Below are 21,200 nucleotides of genomic sequence, written 5' to 3'. Positions count from 1 at the left end.
ATTGTGAAGCTGTTTGATGATTTCTACCTTTTGAGCTCCGTTGTACTTTCGTTGTCCCTTTGGCATACAAAAACACCCCATTTCCTAAACAGTATACCATACTGTCTAACAAATGGGGTGCAGTTCAATGACGGGCAGGGGCCTTTTTGTTTTTTGCCAGCTTTTCCTGCACCTTGTTGAACAGGTTCGCGTTTGCGCAGCGAAGCGGAGCAATGAAAGTCCCAGTGGGGCTTTTAAGCGACAGAACGGTCTTGCGTAGCAAGATGGAGGGGGCTTACCCCGACAAGTTCACCTGACACCAACGCCGAAATCGCATTGGGCTGTACCACATCCCGCAAACACAATTCGCCGATGTACCGGCGGCTGCTCAGCATCCGCTGAATCGTATTGTAGGACATCTCCCCGTCCATTGAATTTTTGATGTTGTGTGCCTTTAACCAATCCCGCAGGTCAGTCATGGTCGCACCGTCCGCATACTTCTGGAACGTCTGCTCCACATACGGGGCCAGCAGCGGGTCGGGCTGGTAATGCCGGGTCTCATCGATCATGTAGCCGAACGGAATCGTGCCACCATTATAAATACCCTTGAGAGCATTCTCGGTCATGCCACGCACGACCTTTTCAGACAGGTCAGCCGAGTAGTATTCCGCATAGCCCTCCAGAACAGACTCCAGAATGATGCCCTCCGGGCCAGCCGAAATGACGACTTCCGTAGCCGATACCAGCTTCACACCATTGCGTTTCAGCTGGGTCTTGTACCGTGCGCTGTCGTAGCGGTTCCGGGCGAAGCGATCTAGCTTCCAGACCAGAACGATGTCGAACAGCTTTTTGTCGCTATCTTTATAAAAGCCGCCCTCATTCTCAGATCGTCCAATTCCGGCTTGCCGACTGCAGATCCACCATGTGGGTGTACAGTCCTTTCCGGGCGTACAGCTCTGCCGGGCTGCCCTGCTCGGCCACGATGCCACCCGACAGCACCACCACCTGATCCGCACCAGCTACGGTGCGCATCCGGTGGGCGATGATGAGGACGGTTTTGTTTTTTATGAGCCGGGACAGTGCTTCCTGAATGGCAGTTTCGTTTTCCACATCCAAGCTGGCTGTGGCCTCGTCCAGCAGGATGATGGGCGCATCCTTCAGGAAGGCGCGGGCAATGGAAATGCGCTGACGCTCGCCGCCGGAAAGAGCACAGCCATTCTCGCCGATGTTCGTGTTCCATTTGTCCGGCAGCTTTTCGGCAAATTCCTCGCAGTTTGCCAGCTTTGCCGCTGCCAGAACCTCCTCGTCGGTGGCACCTTTGCGCCCCAGACGGATGTTTTCCAGGATCGTGTTGTCAAACAGGGTCACATCCTGAAAGACGATGGAATACAGGCTCATGAGCTTTTCCGGGTCGATTTGGGAAACCTCCATGCCGCCCACGGTGATGCTGCCCTTCTGGTAGTCCCAGAACCGTGCCGCCAGTCGGGAAACGGTGGTCTTGCCACCGCCGGAGGGTCCCACCAGTGCCGTGACCTCGCCCTGCTTTGCGGTAAAGGAAACATCCCGCAGAACCGTCTCGCCAGAGTTATAGGCAAAGCCCACATGGTCGAACACGATATCGCAGCCCTGATTGGTCAGCTGCTCGCTGCCGGTCTGCAGGGGAGCGTCCAGAATCTCATTCATCCGCCCCACATTGGTACGCATGGCGATGACCGCCGCCAGATTCTGCAAAGCGCCCTGCATGGGGTCGTACATCCGGGATGCCGCCATCAGGAACAGAAACAGGGTCAATACGTCGATGCTGCCCTGTACCAGCAACACCGAGCCAGTGAGCGCCACCGATGCAATGCCCAGCTTGAGCACCATGCCCGCAGAGGACACGAACAGCGCTGTTTCCAGCTCTGCCGCAACGGATTGTTTTTCCACCGCACGAATCTTTTTGGAAAGGCCGGACAGATAACGCTGCTCCGCATTGCTGGCTTTCAGGTCCCGGAGGGTCTCGATGTACTCCTGAATGCCGTCCGCACAGGCCATTTTCGCCGCCATGGTCCTGCCCTGCACCTTGTCCTGCACCCGGTAGCTGCCCACCACGATGGCAGCGGATACCGGGATGACCCACAGAGCTGCCAGTGCCATCCGCCAGTCGAACGCAAACAGGCTCAGCGCAATAATCACGGTGGAGATCAAGGAACCGAACAGGCCGGGAATAAAGTGAGAGCAGGTCTTTTCCAACACCTCGCAGTCCGCCATGATGGTGCTGGTCAGGTCGGCAAGGTCCCGCTTGCCGAAAAAGGACAGGGGCAGCTTGCGCAGCCGCTCCGCAAGGGTCAGGCGGCGGGTGCCGCTCTCTTTATAGGTCGTAAAATAGGTGCCGTTGTACTGGAACCATGTGGTCAGCAAGATCAGCGCAAAGCAGGCCGCACACCCCAGCAGATAAAAGGCGGTTCTCCCGCTCGCGGAGCCTGCCAGCAGATCTTTTACCAGGAGATACAGCAGCCCGGTGGGCAGCATGAACGCTATATTCTGGAACGCACAGGCCAGAACGCCCTTTACAAGCCCCTTTGCGCCCTCCGGGGAGCTGGCCGTGGCGTGTTGAATTTTTTCGATCATCCTTTACCCCTCCTTTGCGACCTTCCACTGCACCGAGGCCTGATAATCCTGCCACATCCGGGCAAACAGGCCGTTCTGCGCGCACAGTTCGTCCTTTGTGCCGGATTCTGCAATCTGCCCATCCTGCACCACATAGATGCAGTCGGCGTTGGCGACGGTGGACAGGCGGTGCGCGATCATCAGCACGGTTTTGCCCTTGGCAAGCCGGGCAAAGGCTGCCTGCACCTTAGCTTCATTGTCCGGGTCGGCAAAAGCGGTGGCCTCGTCCAGAATCAGGATGGGCGCATTTTTCAGCATGGCGCGGGCAATGGCAATGCGCTGCTGCTCGCCGCCGGACAGATACACGCCCTTGGTGCCAATAACAGTGTGGATACCCGCCGGGAACTTTTCTATAATATCCATGCACTGCGCTGCTTTCAACGCTGCCAGCACCTCAGCTTCGGTGGCCTGCGGTCTGCCCAGACGGACGTTATCCAGAATGCTGCCCTTGAGCAGACGGCTGTTTTGAAACACAAAGGAGATGGTATCCATCAGCTCTTCCTTGGGGATATCCCGCACATCCGCTCCGCCCACCCGGACGCTGCCGCTCTGCACATCAAAGAACCGGCAGACAAGGTTTGCCAGCGTGGATTTTCCGCCGCCGGAGGGGCCTACAAAAGCCACAGTCCGTCCCGGTTGGATCTCCAGCGAAACGCCCTTGATGACCTCGGTTTTTCCGTCATAGCTGAAATGCACGTCCTGCAGCGCGACAGATGCATCCTGTGGGTGCTGCGGAACAGCCTGAACCTGCATGGGTGCTGCCTCCAGCACCGAGTCGATGCGTGCCAGCGCATCCGCTACCACCATCTTGTTCTCGCTCATGTACATTATGCGGGTCAAAGTCAGGGAGATCACCGGCGTGATGATGATATAGAACAGCAGGTTCAGCAGAAATTCCGGGGTGACACCGTGGGTCGTGAACAGCAGCCCGCCCGCGATCAAAAAGGCGAACACGCCGTTGACGGCGGCGGTGTAGAACATCATGGGCAGGCGCAGGTCTTTGGTGTAGGAGATGACCCACTTTTCATACTCATCAATGGTGGTCTTGAACTTTTTGAAGGAAAATACCGATTGCCCGAAGGTCTTGACCACCGGGATGCCCCGGACGTACTCCACGGCCTCGTTGGACATAGCCTCCAAGGCGTTGCCGTACTGCCGCATTTTTTCAGCCATCCGCTTGCCGGTCATGGTCGTCATAATGAGGAAAGCCAGCACCACCGGCGCAAGGCTCAGCAGACCCAGCCGCCAGTCGAACGCCAACAGCAGAACCAGCAGCCCCACCGGGGTGGCGATGGCGTTGTACTGGTCGGGCAGCTGGTGGGCAAGATAGGTCTCGGCGGCTCCGGTGCTCTCGTGGATGATCTTGCGCAGCTTACCGCTGCCGAAGGTCTCGGCAAAGCCCAGCGGCAGCACCGCCAGATGCTCCGACACCGCCAGCCGCAGATTGGTCGCCACCCGGAACGCCGACAGGTGGGAGCACATCAGCGCTGCAATGTAAATAAGGTAAGACAGCACTGCAAACAACACTGCCATCCAGCCGTAATGGGGGATGTTCACCGCCTGCGCATAGTCCGGCGCGGCGTTCAGCACATCCCGCAGGATCTTCCAGATGTACACAAAAGGCACCAGCGCCACCAGCGCACTGACCGCAGACAGCACCCACGAAGCGTAGGTGAAATATCGGTAGTTCCCTGCATAGCCCATCAGCCGGGAAAAGTCCGATCGTTTTTTCAATCAAATCACATCCTTACCGCAATATTGCCATGCGCAACTGCCTGACATGATCGGGTGCGCATGTGCCGTTTATTCTGCCTCAGACAAATTTTCCGTGACGAAAAGTTCAATGACATTTTCCATAGTTGCCTGATCATAGTCCTCTGCGATGGCGGCAGCATTCCAATAAGCATAATTTCCTTCATACCAGCTCTGCAGGTCGTCGAGATCCTCTGCATAGCGGAATTCCAGATGATACGTCGTTTCCATCGTATCGGGCGCAAAGGCAAAGTAGGTAAACTCCCCGGAATCCGCATCCTCGCTCTGGTAGAAGAGGAAGCTGTTTTCATTGTCCACATCCAGTTTCTGGTAGGTGTGTGCAAACACTTCCTGTCCTTGCGCATCCAGACCGGTGATGGTGTCGCCATTCATCACGAATTTTTCCACGCCGCCCAGAAAATAGCAGTTGAACGCCGTGCTGTCCGGATCTGCTGCATATTTTTCAACAGCCTCCTCGCCATACGGCTCTGCCATGCACATTCCCAGCAGCATATCCGTAGCCGATTCCGCATTGTCCTCGCCTACCAGTGGAGTCGCAGCGTCGATCCACAAATTCCGGTATTCACTCTTTGCCATCTCCGGGAACAGTTCCACATAAGTCCCGCTGATACCAGACAGATAATCCTCCGCATCCATTACCTGACTTGCGGAAGCCGAAGAAGCCACCGAGGAGGAAACGCTGGATGCCGAAGACGCTGTGCTTGCGCTCTGCTGGCCGCAGCTGACAGCAGACAGCAGGCAGACCGCAGACAAGGCCACTGCAACAAATTTCTTTTTCATCATCATATGAAAGTACCTCCGGTTTTAAAGTAAGTTTATTCTAACCGCTCTGTACTTTAGCATATTTTTCGGCCGTGGACTACTCCATTCTGATTTCCCTGCTCCGTTTTGCGAGTCCATTTGCGTGGGTGCGGTACTGCGACGGGGTCGTTCCATATCGTTTCCGGAAAGCCTCCGAAAACTTGCTGGCGTTGTCATATCCTGCATTCTGTGCGATCTGCGTAATGGGTTTTGCGCTCCGGACAAGCTCTACGGCAGCCTGTTCCAGACGGTATTCCTTGATATAGTGGTATACTGGCACACCGTAGACCTGTTTGAACATTTTTTGCAGGTGCGAAACCGAGATCCCGTGTTCTTCTGCCAGCTGCGCAAGGGAGACATACCCCTCCCGGTTTGTCAGAAGGTGATCCCGGAGATGGTGTGCCAGTTCGGTCTGTTCGGTAGAACAGTACAAGTCCGTTCCTTCCTCCTGCGGAATGCGGCTCAGCAGCATCAACAGCTCCACCACCTTGAGCCGCAGGAACCGGAGATCCATGTAGGGCGCATTTTCGTACAATTCCCGGAAAACGTGCTCACAGCGGGGTCCTGCCGTACCGAACATGAACCATCGGTTTCCCAGAAGATTCTGCTTCAGTACCGCAAAATCCACCGAAAAGCCCGGTGCGTTCTTCTCAAGCCAGTTCTGAGCGGCTGCTGGATCAACTTCCAGACACAGCCCTTCGTAACAGCCCAGCGGGAACCGTGACTCTGAACGTGTTCCATGCCGTCCGTCGTAGCAGCTGACGGCCATATCCCCCGGCTTTAGCAGAACGCTATCACGCATGGAAAAGCTGGTTTCAAAACGGCCATTGATGCAGAAATTGATCTCTATCATACCGATCTGCGTGCGGATTTCCGTATAGGTCTCCATCTCCAGCCGCAGCAGCATGATCCCCACGCCATCAAACAGCCGGTAATAGTGAATTTCTCCACTTCCGGCCGCATTTTCAAAGCCGCCTGTTTGTCCGGGATTATAGGGAGTGACCCCCGTTTTGTCATGAAAAATGATATCAATCATACTGTTTATTCAATCCGATCTCCACAATCCGTCTTTTGCAGGGCTTGGAATGGCAGCTGTGGTCAACTGGCAGATCTCTGTCTTTCATGTTTTTCCTTTCTTCGCCCCTTGCATCGCAATTTTCTCAACCATGCGCTATCCCAGTGCCACATCCAGTACCATCATCACGCTGAAGCCTACCGCAAAAACACCGTGCCGACGTTAGAGTGCTGCCCCTGCGACATTTCTGGGATCAGCTCCTCCACCACCACATACAGCATGGCTCCGGCGGCAAAGCTGAGCAGATAGGACAAAGCGGGCACCACAATGCCTGCCGCCAGGATCGTCAGTACTGCCCCGATCGCACCGAGAATGTACCATCGAATCAGCTTTTTCGGTTTCTCCGTCTTCATCTTTTTTGCCTCCGATTGCAGTTCATGATTCTGCTTTTCATTTGGGCAATTTCCAACTTCTTAGAAGATCAAATGGACAATACCGCCGACAATTGCCGCTCCCGCAACCCAGATCAGCGCCAGTATGCTTCGCTTTTTCAGCACCTGCCTCCAGGTCTGCACGAACGGCGCATCTTCAAGCCCTGGCAGCACCCAAAACTGGCTGTGCCCGACCCATAGCTTGTCGATTACAACGCCGTCATAGATATTCATGACCTCAAGAAACAGCAGCGCCTGCCAATAGGCCTCACCAAAGGAGGAAGCCTCGTTCCACAAACCGATGATCAGCACAAGAGCAGCAAGCATCACGATAAAGAACGGTATCATAAAGCATTTTCGTTTCCGGTTCATCGTATTGCGGTCGATCAGTCCCAGTTCGATGGCGCGATCCTGCACCTCCTTGGGATAAAAGTACAGTCCATTGACAGCACCACCGATCACAGCGATTTTTACCATTGCGGTAAACAGCAGACAATAAAGCAGCAGTTGCAGTACGATCATTGTTTTTCTCCTCTCAGTCTGCGTGCGAATCGGGCATATGCTCTCATTTCCTTCGTCTTCCATCGTGGTTCATACAAAACAAGAAAGTATGCCAGAAATACCATGTACCGAATCATTTGATCTCCATGCCAATATGCCTCCCCGCTATTATCTGACCTTCATGCAAAAATCGCAACGGTCATTGCCGCGCCCCAGCGTTTTCGTTCGATGCCAAATCAGCTTCGGATGCAGCCCGGTATAGCTGATGTCATCACTGTCGCAAAAGCAGCGGCACAGCTCCGGGCAGCCGTATTCTGCACAGGTGTCATGATACGGGCATTTCATCATATCCACACGCCAGACGCCGTTGCCGGTCTGCAGTTCTTTTGGGGCAAAGCCCGCCGCCGGGCCGAAAACGCTCCGGGTGGATTTGACGAAAACGCCGGGAACAAGGCGGTAAAGCCCCGGTATGTACAGCAGGGCGGCAAGCTGTTTGTGGCTCGTTCTCGCCAAGCGCTCCACATAGCCGTGAACGGTTTGCAGTGCCTCCTCTTTCGGCATGACCCGCTGCAAGGTCTCGTAGGCCGCAATGCCCGGCAAGATCTGCCGCTTGAGGTGGTATTGCTTTTCCTTGCTTGCACCCACGTTTTCAGCCAGCAGCGCACTCAGGCGCATATCGAAAGCGGTGTTCAGTTCCTTTGCCTGCGCGGGAAAGCGCAGTGCCGCAGTCTCCCGAAAATCACGGGAGAGATAGGTTTCCTTCCTCTTCATCGTCCGTTACCCTTTCTTTTTGTACCCGCAGTCGCAGTAGGGTCCGCCGGAAGCAAGGGTATACTGCCGCATAAAATTTGTCACACCGCCTGCTTCGCTCATGGTGTAGTCCAGATGGCACAGGGCGGGGGTCAGGTCGTACAGACCCAGTTCCTTCATCAGCACGCAGATGCCGCATTTTGTAAAGCGTCCCTCGTAGCCGCTGCCGTCCGGGTATTCGTAAAACTCCATGTTCCACGAATAGGGATTGCGGTCGGCGGCTTTCAGAGCGGCGGTTGCCTTCATAGCGGCAATATCCTTTGGGGTAAATTTGCTTTTTCCGCTCTTGCGGCAGAACCACTTCATCAGCGGCGTCATCTGAGCGTTCTCATAGTATACCGTCAGCGCCTCTGTATCCGGCCGCTTCGGCATACAGAGAACGAACGCCCCCAGCATGGCGCAGCCAATGATGTTCAATTGGAAGCGGTCGGCCTTTTCAAACTCCGGCAGCCTGCGGATGATCTGCCGGTATTGCTGCTTTGCCTTTTTCGTGATGGCTTTTGCGGTAGCTGCATCATAGCCCAGTACCGCCGTCAGCTGCGTCTGAAACGATCTGGCAAACACCGCCCACATGGCCATGGGCATTCCCATCCAACGCATCTCACTTTGCTCCTTTCCATTCCGCTAACACCCGGCACATCCGTTTCTCGATGTCTATCCGGGTCTGGCGGCATTCCTTCGGATATTTTTTTGCTGCCTGAAACGCGAACTTCACAAATAGACCGGAGCCAACCGGCAGCATGATTTTCAGCATCCCCTCCGGGAAAACGAAGTGGGTGCCGTGGGCATAAACCATCGTCTCGATCTCGCATTCATGCGGTTTTTCGGCAAGGCGCTTTTCCATCCGGCGGATATACTTTGCGGTGTCCCACAGCGCATCGTCCTCCGCGCCGATCAGCAGCAGCTTTCCCCGGATGTTTTCAACGGGAATGTATTCTTCCGGCTCGATCGGATGAGCTGTCTCGGAATCGTCAAACAGCTTGCGGGAGTTTACCATATCGCCGGTGCGTTTGCTCTCGGCGGCGATGCAGTGCCAATAGTCGGGATGCTGATAGCAAAACGGCATATAGGGCAGCGGCTTGCCCCGGTAGGAGAACAACGACTCGCCCTCGACCGGCCATTCCTTGCAGCCGTCCCTTTTGCCCTGCAGAAAGCCCTGCCACACGAAGTCGCTGGGTGTCATGGCAATGGTCAGGGTGATATCCGGGAACATGGCAGCCGCTGTCAGCGCAAGCGTTCCGGTGGTCGATGCACCGGCAACGCCGATCTTTCTGTTACCGTTAGCTTTCAGCCATGAAATTGCCGTCTCCACACGCTCAAGCGGGTAATTATGATGTCCGTAATCTTTTTTCGCGGGCGACATTGTGAGCACGTTTACACCGCACCCGCAAAGCCATTTCACTGCCGAGCGCGCAAGCCGATCCTCCGGATCATCCCCGATCATCGTGATGACCGCACAATCTGAACCGCCGGCACACGCCCAATACGCACCGTAAAAGCCATTGAGTTCCACATCAAAGTGCAGGTGTTTCATGCTCTCCCTCCAAATCCGATCTTCACGATCTGCATTTTCATCCCGCTGTCCCCAACCCTTGCGAGGAATCGGAAAAAGCAGCTGACCGATGGATCTTTCAGGTCGCTGTACCCCAGCATATAGCCACGGTTGGATATCTGCAGGCGGCTGTCCCATGGGGAAAGCTCACTTTTTGCATCCGAAACTGCAAAATATGCCCCCACATCCTTGATCTTTGCAGTCTTGAGCCATGTTTTTGCGATCATCTTCACCGCCGTGCGGTTGGCGGCATCAAAGACCAGCACCCCGCCGGGGAAAGCGTCCGCCATCCCCCGTACCAGTTCCCAAACCTGCTCCGTCAGGAAGTAATAGAACACCCCGGAGGCAAAAAACACCGCCCCGCCGGAGGCATCGATCTTGTCAAACCATGCGGGGTCTTTCAGGTCGCAGGGGATATTTTGCTCCCGCTCCCCGGCGGGCAGTAGCTGCTGCCGCAAGGCGATCACATCCGGGAAGTCCAGATTGTAAATTTTGCATCTGCCGTTGTCGCAGGCTCTGCCGGTGTTATCCAGCCCGCAGCCCAGGTTGACTACCGCCGCACAGGGGTGCGTTTTCAGGTACGCCTGCACCTCAAAGGTAAGGTCGTTCTGCCGCATGGCCACCTCCAGCGCACCGAACCGCTGCATCAGGCTGCGGGAGTTTTTCTCTGCCTCTGAAAAATCGTAGTCGATCTGGTCAATCAGATGCACCGCTGTTTCGTCTTGGTAAAGGTTCGGATACAGCTCGGTACACAGCTTCCGGGAATACAGCGGGAGGATCAGCGTCTCCTGCACGGTGTTTTTCTCGATTTTATATTTCATAGGCTCCTCCCTCAGTAAAGAAAAATAGTCATAATTGCCGCCAGCACCGCCGCTATGACTGCCATGCCCACCGTGCCGAACAGCCACTTTTTCTGCTTGTCTTTTGCGGTGATGTAGGGCTTCAGATCTTCTGTTCCGGGGATCGTCCATACGTTCGTGTGCCCCACCCAATAGCCGTCAACCAACAGGCGGTCCATGAGATTCATAACGGACAAGATAACGAGTAACTGCCAGAAACCCTGAACAAAGCCCTTTGCACCGTTTATCCCATAGACACAGACCAGCACATAGCCGATATAGCCGGGAATGCAGACTGCTTTGAACAGCAGGCTGTTGCGTCGGATGCGTTCCGGGCTTGTAAGCCCCAGTTTTACGCACCGCTGCTGCACCGCCGGGCTGTAAAGATGCACCATCCCAACAGCCCCTTTGCGGATGCCCGCAGCGCAGACCAGAACCAGCAGTGCCCCCAGCCCAAGACCTTCCAGAATCACCTGTAAAAGCATTACTTATTCCTCCTGTATCCGTTTTCATCCCGGTATTCGGGATGTTCCTTTACGTATGGATCCTTATCGCCGCAGATGGTATAGTCGCATCGGCAGCCGTCCACGCAGGTGGTCGTCCGCACGAGCTTGGCATGGAGCAGTTCCATGGACGCATAGTCCACATTGCACAGGGCGGGCATAATGTCCGCAAATCCAAACCGCTTGGCAAATTCCGCCGCCGGACACGCCGTAAATTCATAATAGATGGGCTTGCTGTTTTCGTAAGGCGCAACATCCATCTCGTAATCATGCCATGTGTCACAGTGCTTTTGGGCGGTGCTGAATGCCCGATACATCAGCTTTTTCCAGAATGGCTTGTTGATGTCAACGAATCGCAGCTTCCGGAAGGACGGCAGGATCAGATTTTCTTCTATCTCTTCCATTTCGCGGAATGTGACCACATCCCGGCACACATCGTAAAAGCACATGATGGCGATGCAGTCGTAGGTGCCGCCTACGCCGTTGTGAAAATTCTTTTTACCGCCGAGGTCGGTGCGCCACTTGGAAAGAAGCTCTTCGTATCTCAGCTGCACCTGCTCCCAGACCACCTCGCGCTCCACCTCCGGATAGTGCAGAGTGATTTTCGCCAGAATTTCCTTTTTGCAGGGTTTGGAATATAGCACATGGCAGTTACGGTCAATTTGTAATTCGCTGTCCTTCATCTTCCCACGCCTTTCAGAAAACCGCTCTTTGCATTTTCTTCGGTGTCGTCCGATTCGTCGTAGGCATCATAGGGTGCCGATGGGTCGTGGACTTTTTTCTTGAACGGTGAGCTCAACTCATTTCTGTGCGCAAAGGCAAACTCCATGTTGTCCGTCCAGCCGGTGTGTCCGGTAATGAACAGCGGATGCAGCCCACGTTTTTTCAGCTTTTTCTCCAGCAATGCCAAGGACTTCACCGCCAGCTTGTTGTCCTCTGCCAATGCGGAAATAAAGCTGTATCCACCGTCCGCGCCGAACCAGATGGTATCGCCGGTAAAGAGATATTTCCCGTCCACAAGGTATACCATGTGCCCCCATGTATGACCGGGAACGAGAAAACACTCGATTTTGATGCCGTCAATGTCAAGTACCCGCCCATCGTGCAGCAGTACCTTTTCGTTGTTGATCGTGACCTGCGGCAATTTATAGAGATGATAGATGACTTTTCGCCGCACCTCGCCGGTGAGATAGCGGTTCTCGATCTCGCCGATGTACAGCTTCGCATTCCGGAACAGCCCCGGACTGTCTGCTTCCACCGCACCCACATGGTCGGTGTCCTGATGGGTGATAAGGATATGGTGTATCGACTTCGGATCAATCTCAAGCCAGCCCATTTTTTCGGCAAGGCGGTCGTAGTTATATCCCGCATCGACCATAATGGTCGTATCGCCTTTGCGGTAGAAGAAGATGTTCGCCACCCATTCGCGCACGCAGGCAACATTCTCGTCGATCCAGCCAGTGTTCAAAGGCTTGAAGATTTCCTTGCCCCGGTACATCCAGCTCATTGCTTTTCTTTGAAATTCCGTTGCTTTTTTCGACATGATCGCACCTCATTTCTGTGCTGTGACGCACAGCCAGCCCTTTTTGTTTTTGTGGCTCTGAATCTTACAAAATCCTGCTTGCTCCAGATACGTTTTACCGTTCACAATGCAATGCTTTTTACCAGATGCGCCCACTGCTCCGGGTGACAGGCCAGCAATTCCTCGTGTTGCAAGTTCTGCTCATGGAGAACAGGATGTGCAAAATGCCGCTGATACCGGGCACGATATTTTGCGCCCATTTTCAGGGCGTAAAAAATATGGATCTCGGTACCGGGTACATGGATCTTATCCGGAAGTGGAGTGATAAGATCGGAGTAGAACTGATTTTTACAGCTCTGCATGGTCACATAAGGGCGGGCCTCACCAAACATTTTCAGAAAGGCTTTGACATAATCCCCCGACTCTTTAGCACACTTGTCCAGCCGCTTTTGGAGAAATTTCGCCTTGAACTTTCCGTCCCGCACCACAGGGTAGATCAATGGCAGCAGAAAATCCGTCTGCAAGCTTGCCGCCAGCGGCGACGCCTGATCCAGATCGGAGCTGCCCAGAATGCCGTAGTCCATGTGGATGTTCTGCCGCGCCGCCAGCAGCCCCACGAAGGAACCGCCCAGAGAACAGCCGTAGGCTGCCCGGATGTGACCGCCGCAGTGGGTCTTGAGGTAGGCCTCGATCTTTTCGGTCTCCTCCAGCATGGTGGGAAATTCGGTCTGTTCAGTCTCATCAAAGCCATCGTAGCTGACGCACAGCACCCGGAAGCTGTCAGCCAGAAGCGGGATCACGGCACCGAAATTGCTTTTCCAATGGCAACAGGTGCCCGGCAGCAGCAACAGCACCGGGGCATCCTCTGCACCAAAATGGTAGATCTTCATCCTGATCGCTCCTTCTCTACTTATTTTCCACCTGTAAATAGAAGAGATATATTTCTTCGTATAGGGCAGAGTTTTGAGTTAGACAATGCTAACTTTTCATTCTATAAAAAGCCGCTTCTCAGCGGTCCTTCTGCCAAAATAATACGCCCTGCCGTCTCCTCTGTCAAGAAGTTTAGGCATTTTCGGAGATTTTGAAAAAGATTTCGCTTTCGGGAACCCCCAACCGTCACCCCAGTGCCACATCCAGCACCATCATCACGCTGAAGCCCACCGCAAAAAACACCGTGCCGACGTTGGAGTGCTATCCCTGCGACATTTCTGGGATCAGTTCCTCCACCACAACATACAGCATGGCTCCGGCAAAAAGGTCAATGGCTTTGCGGTATAGCGGGTGCTGTCGGCACCTTTTGCCGAAAAATTAGCCTCTATAAACATCCCTGTTTTTTCTTGACAAGCCCCTGTATGCGTGCTATTTTAAATTTCGTCAAATTAGTTCAACCTAACCATCTGAGGGGCATTACCCCACAGATTTTTTTGCGCGAAATGTTAGGATCAACTAACTATGCGGCAGTGATTCTCTGCCTTTGCGATGAAAGGAGCATTTTTCATGAGAGCAAAGAAATTTCTTTCCCTGCTGCTGTCGGCAGCTATGGCGTTCACTCTGTTGACCGCTACCGCCTTTGCAGCAGCCCCCGCCGAGGAGGAAAACGACTTTTTCGATTTTCTGCTGGGCAAAAAGTACACCTACCTCTATGCTGCCCTGACTTGGGATGAGTACTGGGCAAGCGAGACGGTCTATGCTGCCGGCAACGCTGCCGCCTCTGCACAGCTGGACAGCCACGAGGAGCAGGATCTGGGCGCATTTGATGCCGTTTCCCGCGCTACCGTCAACCACGGTCTGCATCGTGGCAGCTTCCAGAGCACTGCTGTGATCTACGCCAAGGACGGCAGCAGCTACACCGTTTCCCACTGGTCGGAGGATGGCAAGACCATCTATCTGGCCGATGGCACCACCGTGGGCTGGAACCGGGGCACCATTACCAAGGCCGACGGCTCCACCGTGCAGATGGATCACTACGAGGTGCTGGGCACCAAGTATGTGCCGGTGCGCGTGGCCACCAGCGACCTTGCAGATTTCTGCTCCAAGTACACCGTCGTGGAAAACGGCGGTCAGCTGGTGGGCGGCTACTCTGAAAAGAACCTGACCGCCTATACCCTGACGGCTGCGGTGGACGAAAACACCAACGGCCTGAAGTACGCTACCAAGAGCGGCGATGGCTACACTTTCTCTGCCGCACATACTGGCACCGGTTCCGGCGTGGCAGAAGCCGCCCAGAAGGCTGCGGATGGTCTTACCGTGAACCTGCGCAGCGGCAGCGATGTAGGCAGCTTTGGCGAGTTCATCCGTCTGGACCTGAACGGCAACTACGGCGAGCTGGGCTCCCGGATGCAGTCTGTGGTGTGGACCTACTACGGCGATGACAGTACCTACACCCACGCCAAGGCCTCCTACGGCACCAAGTTTGCAGCCGACAACTGGATGCACAAGTCCATGGGCATCCAGCTGGGTCTGAGCGATTCCGCCCGCTGCCAGCTGCCGGAGGGCACCGATGGCACCGGCTACTGGACCATCACCATCCGCGCACTGGGCTATGCCGACACGGTGGTGAAGTTCCAGACCACTGCCGAGAACCTTGCCAAGCACGAGCTGGCAAGCGATGCAGACCGCGCCGCTCTGCAGGCTGTGGTCGCCACGGCACAGAGCAAGGCAAAGGCCGCTTACACCGCAGCCAGCTATGCTGATCTGGAGACTGAGCTCGCCGAAAGTGTGGAGCTGCTGAGCCGGGATACCCTGTATAAGGCTGCTGCACTGGAACAGGTGACCCACCTGACCGATGCTGTGCAGAACCTGAAGGCTGCCTGATCCGGCAAAAAAACAGAACACCCAAAAAGCAAGGTCGCTTTCAGCAGGCGGCCTTGCTTTTCCGTGTCAGGAGAAGATGGAATGAACAAAAAACAATGCAATGCGCTGCTGCCGCTGGTGCAGCTGCTCCCGGCGGTGGCGGCAGCGGCAGCCGTGCTTTTTGCCCTGCCCCGCACCGTGCCGGTGCTGGCCGCCGTGCCGGAAAGACTGACGGCTGTGGTGGAGCAGCCGGTGGAAGCCGCTTCCTCCGAAGCGGAGGAAGAAGTGCTGCCCAAACTGCCCTACGCCGACGGCGTTTACGTCGGCTCTTCCCGGGGCTACGGCGGTGCCGTCCGGGTACAGGTCACCATGGAAAACGGCAGCATCACGGAGGTCGAGATCCTGGGCGCTTCCCACGAGACCAAGCAGTTTCTGCGGCGCGCCAAGCGGCTTCTGACCACCGTGGTGGAAGCCCAGAGCTGGGAAGTGGATGCCGTTTCCGAGGCCACCTACACCAGCCGGGGCATTCTGGGCGCGGTGCACAACGCCCTGACCGGCGAGGTGGTCAACAATCCCCTGCCGCCGCAGCCAAAGCCCGCCGCACCGCTGGTGGTGGAGGAATTTACCGCACCCTCTACCTACCTGGACGGCATCTACACCGCCGAGGCCATGGGTTTTGAGGGCGAGATCACGGTGCAGGTCACGGTGGCAGAGGATAAGATCACCGATATCACTCTTCTGAGCGCCGAGGATGAGGAGGAATATCTTTCCATGGCAAAACAGGTCATCCCCGCCATTCTGGAAGGGCAGAACCCCAACGTGGATGCCGTTTCCGGCGCCACCTACTCCTCCACCGGCATCCTGAACGCGGTCAAGCTGGCACTGGCAAAGGCGGCTGTTGCCCCGGCAGAGGAAGCCGCCCCGGAGCAGGCAGCATCGGAAGAAGCGGCAGAAGAAGCCGCCGCACCGTCTGAAGCACCGGAACCTGAGGAAACGCCGGTCACTGCGCCAACCGTGGAGGTGGTGCAGCCGGAGGAAAAGAGCGCCGTTCCCGTGTGGCTCAAGGAAGTATGGCAGCAGCTTTTCCCGGCAGATGCACCGGCATCCTCTGAACCGGAACCGGCATCTTCTGAGGAAGTGCTGTCGGCATCCGAGTCGGCACTGCCGCCGGAAGAGACCGGGATTGAATCTGAAACGGAAGGAGCAGCAGAATGAAATACAAAAATTTTCTCCTCCGGGCGGTGAACCTGCTGCTAATTTTGGGGGTACTGTGGCAATACCAGCAGGTGGCGCTGATCCGGGCGGCAGCGGTAAGCCAGCGCAAGCAGGAAATTGCCGAAGTTGAAGCCTACAATGCTTCCGTTTTGCAGGCGCAGAGCGCAGCACAGGCAGAGCAGAGCGGCTACCGGGACGGCATCTATGAGGGCAGCGCCTATGGTTTTGGCGATGTCATTCGGGTGTCGGTGACTATCCAGAACGGAAAAATGACCGATATTGCGGTGCTGGATGCTTCCGGCGAGGATAAGCCCTACTATAAGCAGGCGCTGCCTTTGCTGGACGAGATGCTGGCAGTGCAGTCTGCTGAGGTGGATACCGTTTCCGGCGCTACCCTCACGGCAGAAGGTCTCATCGGTGCAGTCGAGGACGCATTGGGAAAGGCGGCAGGATGATGGAAAAAATGCAGACAAAGCCTTTGACGGCGGCGCAGCAGCGTCAGCGGGACCAAAAGCGCCGTACATGGCTGCGCACCGGGGTGCAGCTGTTCTTCTTTGTGTCCATGCCGGGCGCATTTGTGGCCGGTTTTTCCGGGGTAAAGCAGATCTTTCTGCACATCGGTGCGGGCGAGGTGCTCACAGCGGACAGCTTCACGCTTTCTCTGCTGGGGCTGTGCGGCTTCACTTTGCTGTTCGACCGGTTTTTCTGCGGATACGTCTGCGCCTTCGGCAGCTTGGGCGATGCCGTCTGGGCGCTGTCCGGGCTTGTCCAGAAAAAGCTGTTCCACCGCAAAAAGCAGTTCCGTCTGCCGGAGCGGGCGGTGCTTTGGGGGCAGAAGGTCAAATATCTGCTGCTGGCGGGGCTGGTGGCGCTGTATGTGACCCGGCAGGAAAAGCTGCTGACCGGCGCAAGCCCGTGGGAGGTGTTTTCCCGCCTGACGGCTCTGCGTCTGCCGCCGGAGGGCTTTGGTGTGGGCATCGGGCTTCTTGTGCTCATTTTGCTGGGTATGGCGGTGCAGCCCCGGTTCTTCTGTCAGTTCCTCTGCCCCATGGGAGCGGTGTTTGCCCTGCTGCCGGTGCTGCCATTTGCGCGGCTGCACCGGCAGAGCGACGACTGCATCCCGGGCTGCAATGCCTGTAAACAGCAGTGCCCGGTGTGCCTGAAGCTGGAGGAAAGCAGCCTGCGCAGCGGGGAGTGCATCGCCTGTGAAGCCTGCGTGGACACCTGCCCCAAGCAGAACATCCACCGGTGGGACACGGCCCTGTGCAAGCGCCCGTGGCTGCCGGTACTGGTGAAGGCACTGCTCTTCTTCCTGTTGGGCTGCTGGCTGGGTTTCTGCCGGTTTATCTAAACCAAAAAGGAGGCCGCCGCACGGTATTTGTGCAGCGGCCTCCTTTTGGTTGGGATGATTTATCATTTTTACAGGAAAGGCTTCTGCTCCAACAGGTCTGTCATGCTGCGCAGACTGATGCCAAGGGTGGAAAGGTTATGCAGCATCGCACTGGTAGCAGGGGGCAGGATGCTCAATGCGCCCAGAAGGATGAGCACTGAGTTGAAGCTGAGCACAAAGCGGTAATTGCCGCCCACCCGCTTTTACAGGGCGTTGGCAATGGATTTTAACATTGTTAGCTGCAGCTTGATACGGAGGATCATTTTGGTCATGCTCCCTTGCAGAAATTCGCAAACGCGGCCTGTAAAGGCAGCAGAAAGATTGAATGCGTCGTACTTTTTTCGATTTTGCATAACAAATTTTTCAAAATCCTCTTGACGCATTCTACATACCGTGGTATTTTTCTTGTAAATTCCACTGATTTTGTGGAGTAACCTGAATCTCTCCACAAGATGCGGTCGTGTTCATTTTGAACACGGCCTCTCCGTGGATTATCCCTGAAAGATCAACCGCCCCGCAACACACCCGATTCATTTTGCCGCCGATTCACCCGACAAAATCATCGCTGCGCTGCGTGGGCGGTATTTTTCTTTTCCGGGGAAGATTGCACCTTGAAAATTTCATGAGCCGTCCGAACGTGATACCGGCTTTCCAGTCAACGCCGCTGCAAAACAGGGGCAGGAACTTCGTTCGGAGCAAACGGTGACCCCATTACATGAGCAAAGTCCCTTTACTTATTTTTTACGCCTTAATAATTCGGAAACATTTGTCGAAAGTTGATTTTGAGCGAATCGGTAAAGGGCAAGAACCGTCCCGTGGCCACAAATTTTCAATTCTTGAAAATGTTGTGCTCCACTGGGACTTCACATCTGCAACTCTTGCGAGTTTTGATGTGATCTTGTTGGGGTAGCACTTGTCGGGGCAACGCCCCTCCATCTGCTGTCGCAGACCGCGCTGCCGCTTAAAAGCCCCACTGGGGCTTTCATTGCTGCGCTGCGCTTCGCAAACGCGGTCCCACCCCAAACCCTGCTCATGGTTCGCACCTGACGGTGCGAACAGCAACGGCGTGTCGTGCTTACATAACTTCACCGAGGAGTTATCGAACAGACAGGAGGTACAATGACCAAAACGAATGTTCAATCGTCCCCTAGCAATTCCCAGCACCACGACACGCCGAACAACAAAACAAGAATAGAGTAGACCGTTCTTCTTTCACACATCCCTCAAATAATTTTTCTGAATCCGCTTGACGAATATTACGGTTAGTGATATATTTATTACAGTAACCGTAATAAGGAGGTCAAACCATGCGAGATAATACAAAAGGTGGTGCGCTTACAGAAGTCACCTTTTATATTTTGCTCTCTCTTTATACGCCAAAACACGGATACGCCGTCATGCAATTTATTGAAGAAAAAACAGGCGGACGGCTTTCCCTAGGCGCAGGCACTTTATATGGAGCATTAAACTCTTTGCAGGACAAGAAGTGGATTGAACCTTATGGAGATAGTGAGGGAAGAAAAAAAGAATACCACATTACAGCACAGGGAAAAGAAATTGCAGAAAAAGAGCTTGCAAGACTAAACGAACTTGTACGCGTCGCAAGTGAAATTATTGGAGAGGTACAGTATGAGTAAAAAATGCTATCGCTTCTTTGGTGGATTGCTAAATGCACAGGCAAAATGGTTAAACAAAATGTCCGAAAAAGGCTATCGACTTGTCCGGACAGGAAGAATGCTCTATGAATTTGAAAAATGTAATCCCGATGAAGTGACCTATTGTGTAGAGTTTATCGGAGAAAAATCAAAAGAGAATGCAACAGACTATGCTGATTTTTTGGAGGATATGGGCTACAAGGTATTTTTCAAGAATATCAATCTAAACTATTCTATCGGAAAAGTTCGATTGCGTCCATGGGCAGAAATGGACGGTTGTATTGCAACAAACGCAACAACTTTTAACCGGGAACTATTGATTGTAGAAAAAGCAAACGACGGAAAGCCTTTTGAACTTCATACCTCTTATGCCGATAAAGAAAAATACTACCGCAATTTGCGTAACCCATGGCTATTCCTGCTGCTCCTATTTGCACTGTTTGCCATTATTAAGCATTCTATTGCCTTGGGTATTTTTTCATTGGTTTCAGCAATTCCCAGCATTCTGTACCAGCTCCAAATTATAAATGTCCGACAAAAAGCCAAAACGTGGGAAAAATAAATAACAATCAAGAGGGTGACAACAAAAGCTGTCGCCCTCTTGATTGTTATTTATAGGAATACAAAAAGATTGCTCTGCAGCCTTTGAGGAACAGCATCGTGCAGAGCTGACAGCGTACCGGAAGGCAGTATACAGTAACTACGCAGGAAACGGCTCAGGAGGAATTGTGTCAAATTGACACAATTCCTCCCACCTCTGCGGAAGCAAGCATCCGCAAGCAGATTGCAGAGCGGAACAACGTTAGCGAATCCTATGTTGTCCGCTCGGAAAAGTTCATGCGGGGCGTGGAGATCATGGAGCAGATGATGCCCGGTACGAAAGAGAAGATCCTGTCCGGGCAGTTCAAAGTCCGTGATACCGATATGCACCGTCTTGCCAAGGCAGATTTTCCGAATCGCAAGCAGATTGTGCACGAGATTCTGCACCCGGAGGACCGCTCTGCTCCGCAGAAACGAATCTACGGAATCAACTATTCTGCGCTGGAAGCTGCCGTCCGGCGAATCCAGCAGGATGTTGATTTCCTGATGAAGTATCTCCCCAAGGTGCCTGATGATGCCTATGTGAAAGTGGAGACCACGAAGATTCTCAAACAGCATAAGGCATATATGGCACAGTTTGAAGAACTGCTGAACGATGAAAAAATCGCATAACGACAGGCACTTGTAAGCCATCAACGAGCCACCAGCCGCAAGTGCAGGGCGGAAAGCATCCGCGCCCTTGCGCCTGATAAAAATTGGAACTTTGATTTTCTCGCTCAGCTTTGCCATGGTGGGACGATCAAAGGAGCGTGCGTTTGAACAAAAAGAAAAAGTCCACAAACACTTCCCCCTATCCCGATGAAGTCATCGACCGTCTGGCGCGGGCATTCTACCCGGCCATCCTTGCCTGCTGGAACAGCGAGGAGGGGCAACGGTCACTTGTCGGGGGCAAGGCCCCTCCATCTTGCTTGCGCAAGACCGTTCGGTCGCTTAAAAGCCCCACTGGGGCTTTCATTGCTCCGCTGCGCTGCGCAAACGCGAGCTTGCCGCGTGGCAGGCGGAACAGGCTCACATCTCCGGCAAAGAAAAACAGAGCGTTCCCGACTGCTGGGTATCCGTAAAACAGTTTTCGAAAAATGACACGGCAACTGCCTGTCAGGATTGGTTACGGAGTACCCGGCTAGGCCGAGGAAGCATCAAGTCCCATGTCCGCACCGTTAAGGTGTTGGGTA

The 21,200-nt window shown here is 54.4% G+C and carries 21 protein-coding genes and 2 pseudogenes; 7 read left to right on the top strand and 16 right to left on the bottom strand.

Annotated elements, in window-relative coordinates; genetic code table 11:
- Positions 1 to 233: 233 nt before the first annotated feature.
- From J3351_RS13330 to J3351_RS13260, 15 genes and pseudogenes are all read right to left on the bottom strand, one after another.
- Positions 234 to 968 (bottom strand): recombinase family protein, encoded by a 735-nt coding sequence (locus J3351_RS13330; RefSeq protein ID WP_227622354.1) that lies wholly within the window; start codon positions 966 to 968, stop codon positions 234 to 236.
- The gene (locus tag J3351_RS13325) at positions 862 to 2,589 is read right to left on the bottom strand and encodes an ABC transporter ATP-binding protein (RefSeq protein WP_156060220.1); all 1,728 of its coding nucleotides are present in this window, start codon (positions 2,587 to 2,589) and stop codon (positions 862 to 864) included. Before J3351_RS13325 ends, J3351_RS13330 begins: the two co-directional genes overlap by 107 nt.
- 3 nt (positions 2,590 to 2,592) lie before the next feature.
- Positions 2,593 to 4,362, bottom strand: a complete 1,770-nt coding sequence (locus tag J3351_RS13320) for an ABC transporter ATP-binding protein (RefSeq protein ID WP_156066089.1) — start codon at positions 4,360 to 4,362, stop codon at positions 2,593 to 2,595.
- 69 nt (positions 4,363 to 4,431) lie between these two features.
- The gene (locus J3351_RS13315; RefSeq protein ID WP_156060221.1) at positions 4,432 to 5,187 is read right to left on the bottom strand and encodes a hypothetical protein; all 756 of its coding nucleotides are present in this window, start codon (positions 5,185 to 5,187) and stop codon (positions 4,432 to 4,434) included.
- Between the two features lie 73 nt (positions 5,188 to 5,260).
- The gene (locus J3351_RS13310) at positions 5,261 to 6,238 is read right to left on the bottom strand and encodes a helix-turn-helix transcriptional regulator (protein ID WP_005935772.1); all 978 of its coding nucleotides are present in this window, start codon (positions 6,236 to 6,238) and stop codon (positions 5,261 to 5,263) included.
- A gap of 135 nt (positions 6,239 to 6,373) precedes the next feature.
- Positions 6,374 to 6,591, bottom strand: a pseudogene (locus tag J3351_RS13305) (zinc transporter); the annotation flags it as partial.
- Between the two features lie 99 nt (positions 6,592 to 6,690).
- Positions 6,691 to 7,170, bottom strand: a complete 480-nt coding sequence (locus tag J3351_RS13300) for a hypothetical protein (RefSeq protein WP_156060222.1) — start codon at positions 7,168 to 7,170, stop codon at positions 6,691 to 6,693.
- A gap of 147 nt (positions 7,171 to 7,317) precedes the next feature.
- Positions 7,318 to 7,920 (bottom strand): L-2-amino-thiazoline-4-carboxylic acid hydrolase, encoded by a 603-nt coding sequence (locus tag J3351_RS13295; protein ID WP_156060223.1) that lies wholly within the window; start codon positions 7,918 to 7,920, stop codon positions 7,318 to 7,320.
- Between the two features lie 6 nt (positions 7,921 to 7,926).
- Entirely contained in the window at positions 7,927 to 8,559 is a 633-nt protein-coding gene (locus J3351_RS13290; RefSeq protein WP_156060224.1) for an L-2-amino-thiazoline-4-carboxylic acid hydrolase, read from the bottom strand.
- Between the two features lies 1 nt (position 8,560).
- Positions 8,561 to 9,493, bottom strand: coding sequence for an acyl-CoA thioester hydrolase/BAAT C-terminal domain-containing protein (locus J3351_RS13285; RefSeq protein ID WP_156060225.1), 933 nt, complete (start codon positions 9,491 to 9,493; stop codon positions 8,561 to 8,563).
- A complete protein-coding gene (locus J3351_RS13280; protein ID WP_156060226.1) occupies positions 9,490 to 10,332 on the bottom strand; it encodes a class I SAM-dependent methyltransferase in 843 nt (280 codons plus the stop codon). Before J3351_RS13280 ends, J3351_RS13285 begins: the two co-directional genes overlap by 4 nt.
- An 11-nt stretch (positions 10,333 to 10,343) precedes the next feature.
- The gene (locus J3351_RS13275) at positions 10,344 to 10,835 is read right to left on the bottom strand and encodes a hypothetical protein (protein WP_156060227.1); all 492 of its coding nucleotides are present in this window, start codon (positions 10,833 to 10,835) and stop codon (positions 10,344 to 10,346) included.
- Entirely contained in the window at positions 10,835 to 11,536 is a 702-nt protein-coding gene (locus J3351_RS13270; RefSeq protein WP_207697940.1) for an L-2-amino-thiazoline-4-carboxylic acid hydrolase, read from the bottom strand. Before J3351_RS13270 ends, J3351_RS13275 begins: the two co-directional genes overlap by 1 nt.
- Positions 11,533 to 12,396 carry an MBL fold metallo-hydrolase gene (locus J3351_RS13265; protein ID WP_207697939.1) on the bottom strand — a complete coding sequence of 288 codons (864 nt, stop codon included), beginning with the start codon at positions 12,394 to 12,396 and terminating at the stop codon, positions 11,533 to 11,535. The genes J3351_RS13270 and J3351_RS13265 overlap by 4 nt, the downstream gene beginning before the upstream one ends.
- Positions 12,397 to 12,497: 101 nt before the next feature.
- Positions 12,498 to 13,265: an alpha/beta fold hydrolase gene (locus J3351_RS13260; RefSeq protein WP_156060229.1), complete on the bottom strand. Its 768-nt coding sequence runs from the start codon at positions 13,263 to 13,265 to the stop codon at positions 12,498 to 12,500.
- A gap of 607 nt (positions 13,266 to 13,872) precedes the next feature.
- On the opposite strand from J3351_RS13260, the gene J3351_RS13255 reads away from it, so the two are divergent.
- The 4 genes from J3351_RS13255 to J3351_RS13240 all read left to right on the top strand — a co-directional run bounded on the left by J3351_RS13255 (position 13,873) and on the right by J3351_RS13240 (position 17,734).
- Complete coding sequence (locus J3351_RS13255; RefSeq protein WP_156060230.1) at positions 13,873 to 15,189, top strand: penicillin-binding Tp47 domain C-containing protein; 1,317 nt, start codon at positions 13,873 to 13,875, stop codon at positions 15,187 to 15,189.
- An 81-nt stretch (positions 15,190 to 15,270) separates the two neighbouring features.
- Entirely contained in the window at positions 15,271 to 16,383 is a 1,113-nt protein-coding gene (locus J3351_RS13250) for an FMN-binding protein (RefSeq protein ID WP_156060231.1), read from the top strand.
- Complete coding sequence (locus J3351_RS13245) at positions 16,380 to 16,838, top strand: FMN-binding protein (protein ID WP_156060232.1); 459 nt, start codon at positions 16,380 to 16,382, stop codon at positions 16,836 to 16,838. Before J3351_RS13250 ends, J3351_RS13245 begins: the two co-directional genes overlap by 4 nt.
- A gap of 8 nt (positions 16,839 to 16,846) precedes the next feature.
- Positions 16,847 to 17,734, top strand: coding sequence for a 4Fe-4S binding protein (locus J3351_RS13240; RefSeq protein ID WP_227622351.1), 888 nt, complete (start codon positions 16,847 to 16,849; stop codon positions 17,732 to 17,734).
- A 68-nt stretch (positions 17,735 to 17,802) separates the two neighbouring features.
- On the opposite strand, the pseudogene J3351_RS13235 reads toward J3351_RS13240, so the two are convergent.
- Positions 17,803 to 18,015: pseudogene (locus J3351_RS13235) on the bottom strand (heavy metal translocating P-type ATPase); the annotation flags it as partial.
- Between the two features lie 1,065 nt (positions 18,016 to 19,080).
- On the opposite strand from J3351_RS13235, the gene J3351_RS13230 reads away from it, so the two are divergent.
- From J3351_RS13230 to J3351_RS13220, 3 genes are all read left to right on the top strand, one after another.
- A complete protein-coding gene (locus J3351_RS13230; RefSeq protein ID WP_112092034.1) occupies positions 19,081 to 19,410 on the top strand; it encodes a PadR family transcriptional regulator in 330 nt (109 codons plus the stop codon).
- On the top strand, positions 19,403 to 19,990 hold the full coding sequence (locus tag J3351_RS13225; RefSeq protein WP_207697938.1) for a DUF2812 domain-containing protein: 588 nt from the start codon (positions 19,403 to 19,405) through the stop codon (positions 19,988 to 19,990). Before J3351_RS13230 ends, J3351_RS13225 begins: the two co-directional genes overlap by 8 nt.
- A gap of 164 nt (positions 19,991 to 20,154) precedes the next feature.
- The gene (locus tag J3351_RS13220) at positions 20,155 to 20,640 is read left to right on the top strand and encodes a hypothetical protein (protein ID WP_223384264.1); all 486 of its coding nucleotides are present in this window, start codon (positions 20,155 to 20,157) and stop codon (positions 20,638 to 20,640) included.
- Positions 20,641 to 21,200 lie beyond the last annotated feature (560 nt).

Origin of the sequence: Faecalibacterium sp. Marseille-Q0746, from assembly GCF_017377595.1 — a bacterium.
Taxonomy (GTDB): domain Bacteria; phylum Bacillota; class Clostridia; order Oscillospirales; family Ruminococcaceae; genus Faecalibacterium; species Faecalibacterium duncaniae.
This window is presented reverse-complemented; position numbering and strand designations above follow the sequence as displayed.

What these genes read in the sequence shown, in the direction of transcription:
- J3351_RS13325 (WP_156060220.1), bottom strand. Translation starts at nt 2,589, where the DNA reads ATGATCGAAAAAATTCAACACGCCACGGCCAGCTCCCCGGAGGGCGCA.
- J3351_RS13315 (WP_156060221.1), bottom strand. Translation starts at nt 5,187, where the DNA reads ATGATGATGAAAAAGAAATTTGTTGCAGTGGCCTTGTCTGCGGTCTGC.
- J3351_RS13310 (WP_005935772.1), bottom strand. Translation starts at nt 6,238, where the DNA reads ATGATTGATATCATTTTTCATGACAAAACGGGGGTCACTCCCTATAAT.
- J3351_RS13300 (WP_156060222.1), bottom strand. Translation starts at nt 7,170, where the DNA reads ATGATCGTACTGCAACTGCTGCTTTATTGTCTGCTGTTTACCGCAATG.
- J3351_RS13295 (WP_156060223.1), bottom strand. Translation starts at nt 7,920, where the DNA reads ATGAAGAGGAAGGAAACCTATCTCTCCCGTGATTTTCGGGAGACTGCG.
- J3351_RS13290 (WP_156060224.1), bottom strand. Translation starts at nt 8,559, where the DNA reads ATGCGTTGGATGGGAATGCCCATGGCCATGTGGGCGGTGTTTGCCAGA.
- J3351_RS13285 (WP_156060225.1), bottom strand. Translation starts at nt 9,493, where the DNA reads ATGAAACACCTGCACTTTGATGTGGAACTCAATGGCTTTTACGGTGCG.
- J3351_RS13280 (WP_156060226.1), bottom strand. Translation starts at nt 10,332, where the DNA reads ATGAAATATAAAATCGAGAAAAACACCGTGCAGGAGACGCTGATCCTC.
- J3351_RS13275 (WP_156060227.1), bottom strand. Translation starts at nt 10,835, where the DNA reads ATGCTTTTACAGGTGATTCTGGAAGGTCTTGGGCTGGGGGCACTGCTG.
- J3351_RS13270 (WP_207697940.1), bottom strand. Translation starts at nt 11,536, where the DNA reads ATGAAGGACAGCGAATTACAAATTGACCGTAACTGCCATGTGCTATAT.
- J3351_RS13265 (WP_207697939.1), bottom strand. Translation starts at nt 12,396, where the DNA reads ATGTCGAAAAAAGCAACGGAATTTCAAAGAAAAGCAATGAGCTGGATG.
- J3351_RS13260 (WP_156060229.1), bottom strand. Translation starts at nt 13,265, where the DNA reads ATGAAGATCTACCATTTTGGTGCAGAGGATGCCCCGGTGCTGTTGCTG.
- J3351_RS13255 (WP_156060230.1), top strand. Translation starts at nt 13,873, where the DNA reads ATGAGAGCAAAGAAATTTCTTTCCCTGCTGCTGTCGGCAGCTATGGCG.
- J3351_RS13250 (WP_156060231.1), top strand. Translation starts at nt 15,271, where the DNA reads ATGAACAAAAAACAATGCAATGCGCTGCTGCCGCTGGTGCAGCTGCTC.
- J3351_RS13245 (WP_156060232.1), top strand. Translation starts at nt 16,380, where the DNA reads ATGAAATACAAAAATTTTCTCCTCCGGGCGGTGAACCTGCTGCTAATT.
- J3351_RS13240 (WP_227622351.1), top strand. Translation starts at nt 16,847, where the DNA reads ATGCAGACAAAGCCTTTGACGGCGGCGCAGCAGCGTCAGCGGGACCAA.
- J3351_RS13230 (WP_112092034.1), top strand. Translation starts at nt 19,081, where the DNA reads ATGCGAGATAATACAAAAGGTGGTGCGCTTACAGAAGTCACCTTTTAT.
- J3351_RS13225 (WP_207697938.1), top strand. Translation starts at nt 19,403, where the DNA reads ATGAGTAAAAAATGCTATCGCTTCTTTGGTGGATTGCTAAATGCACAG.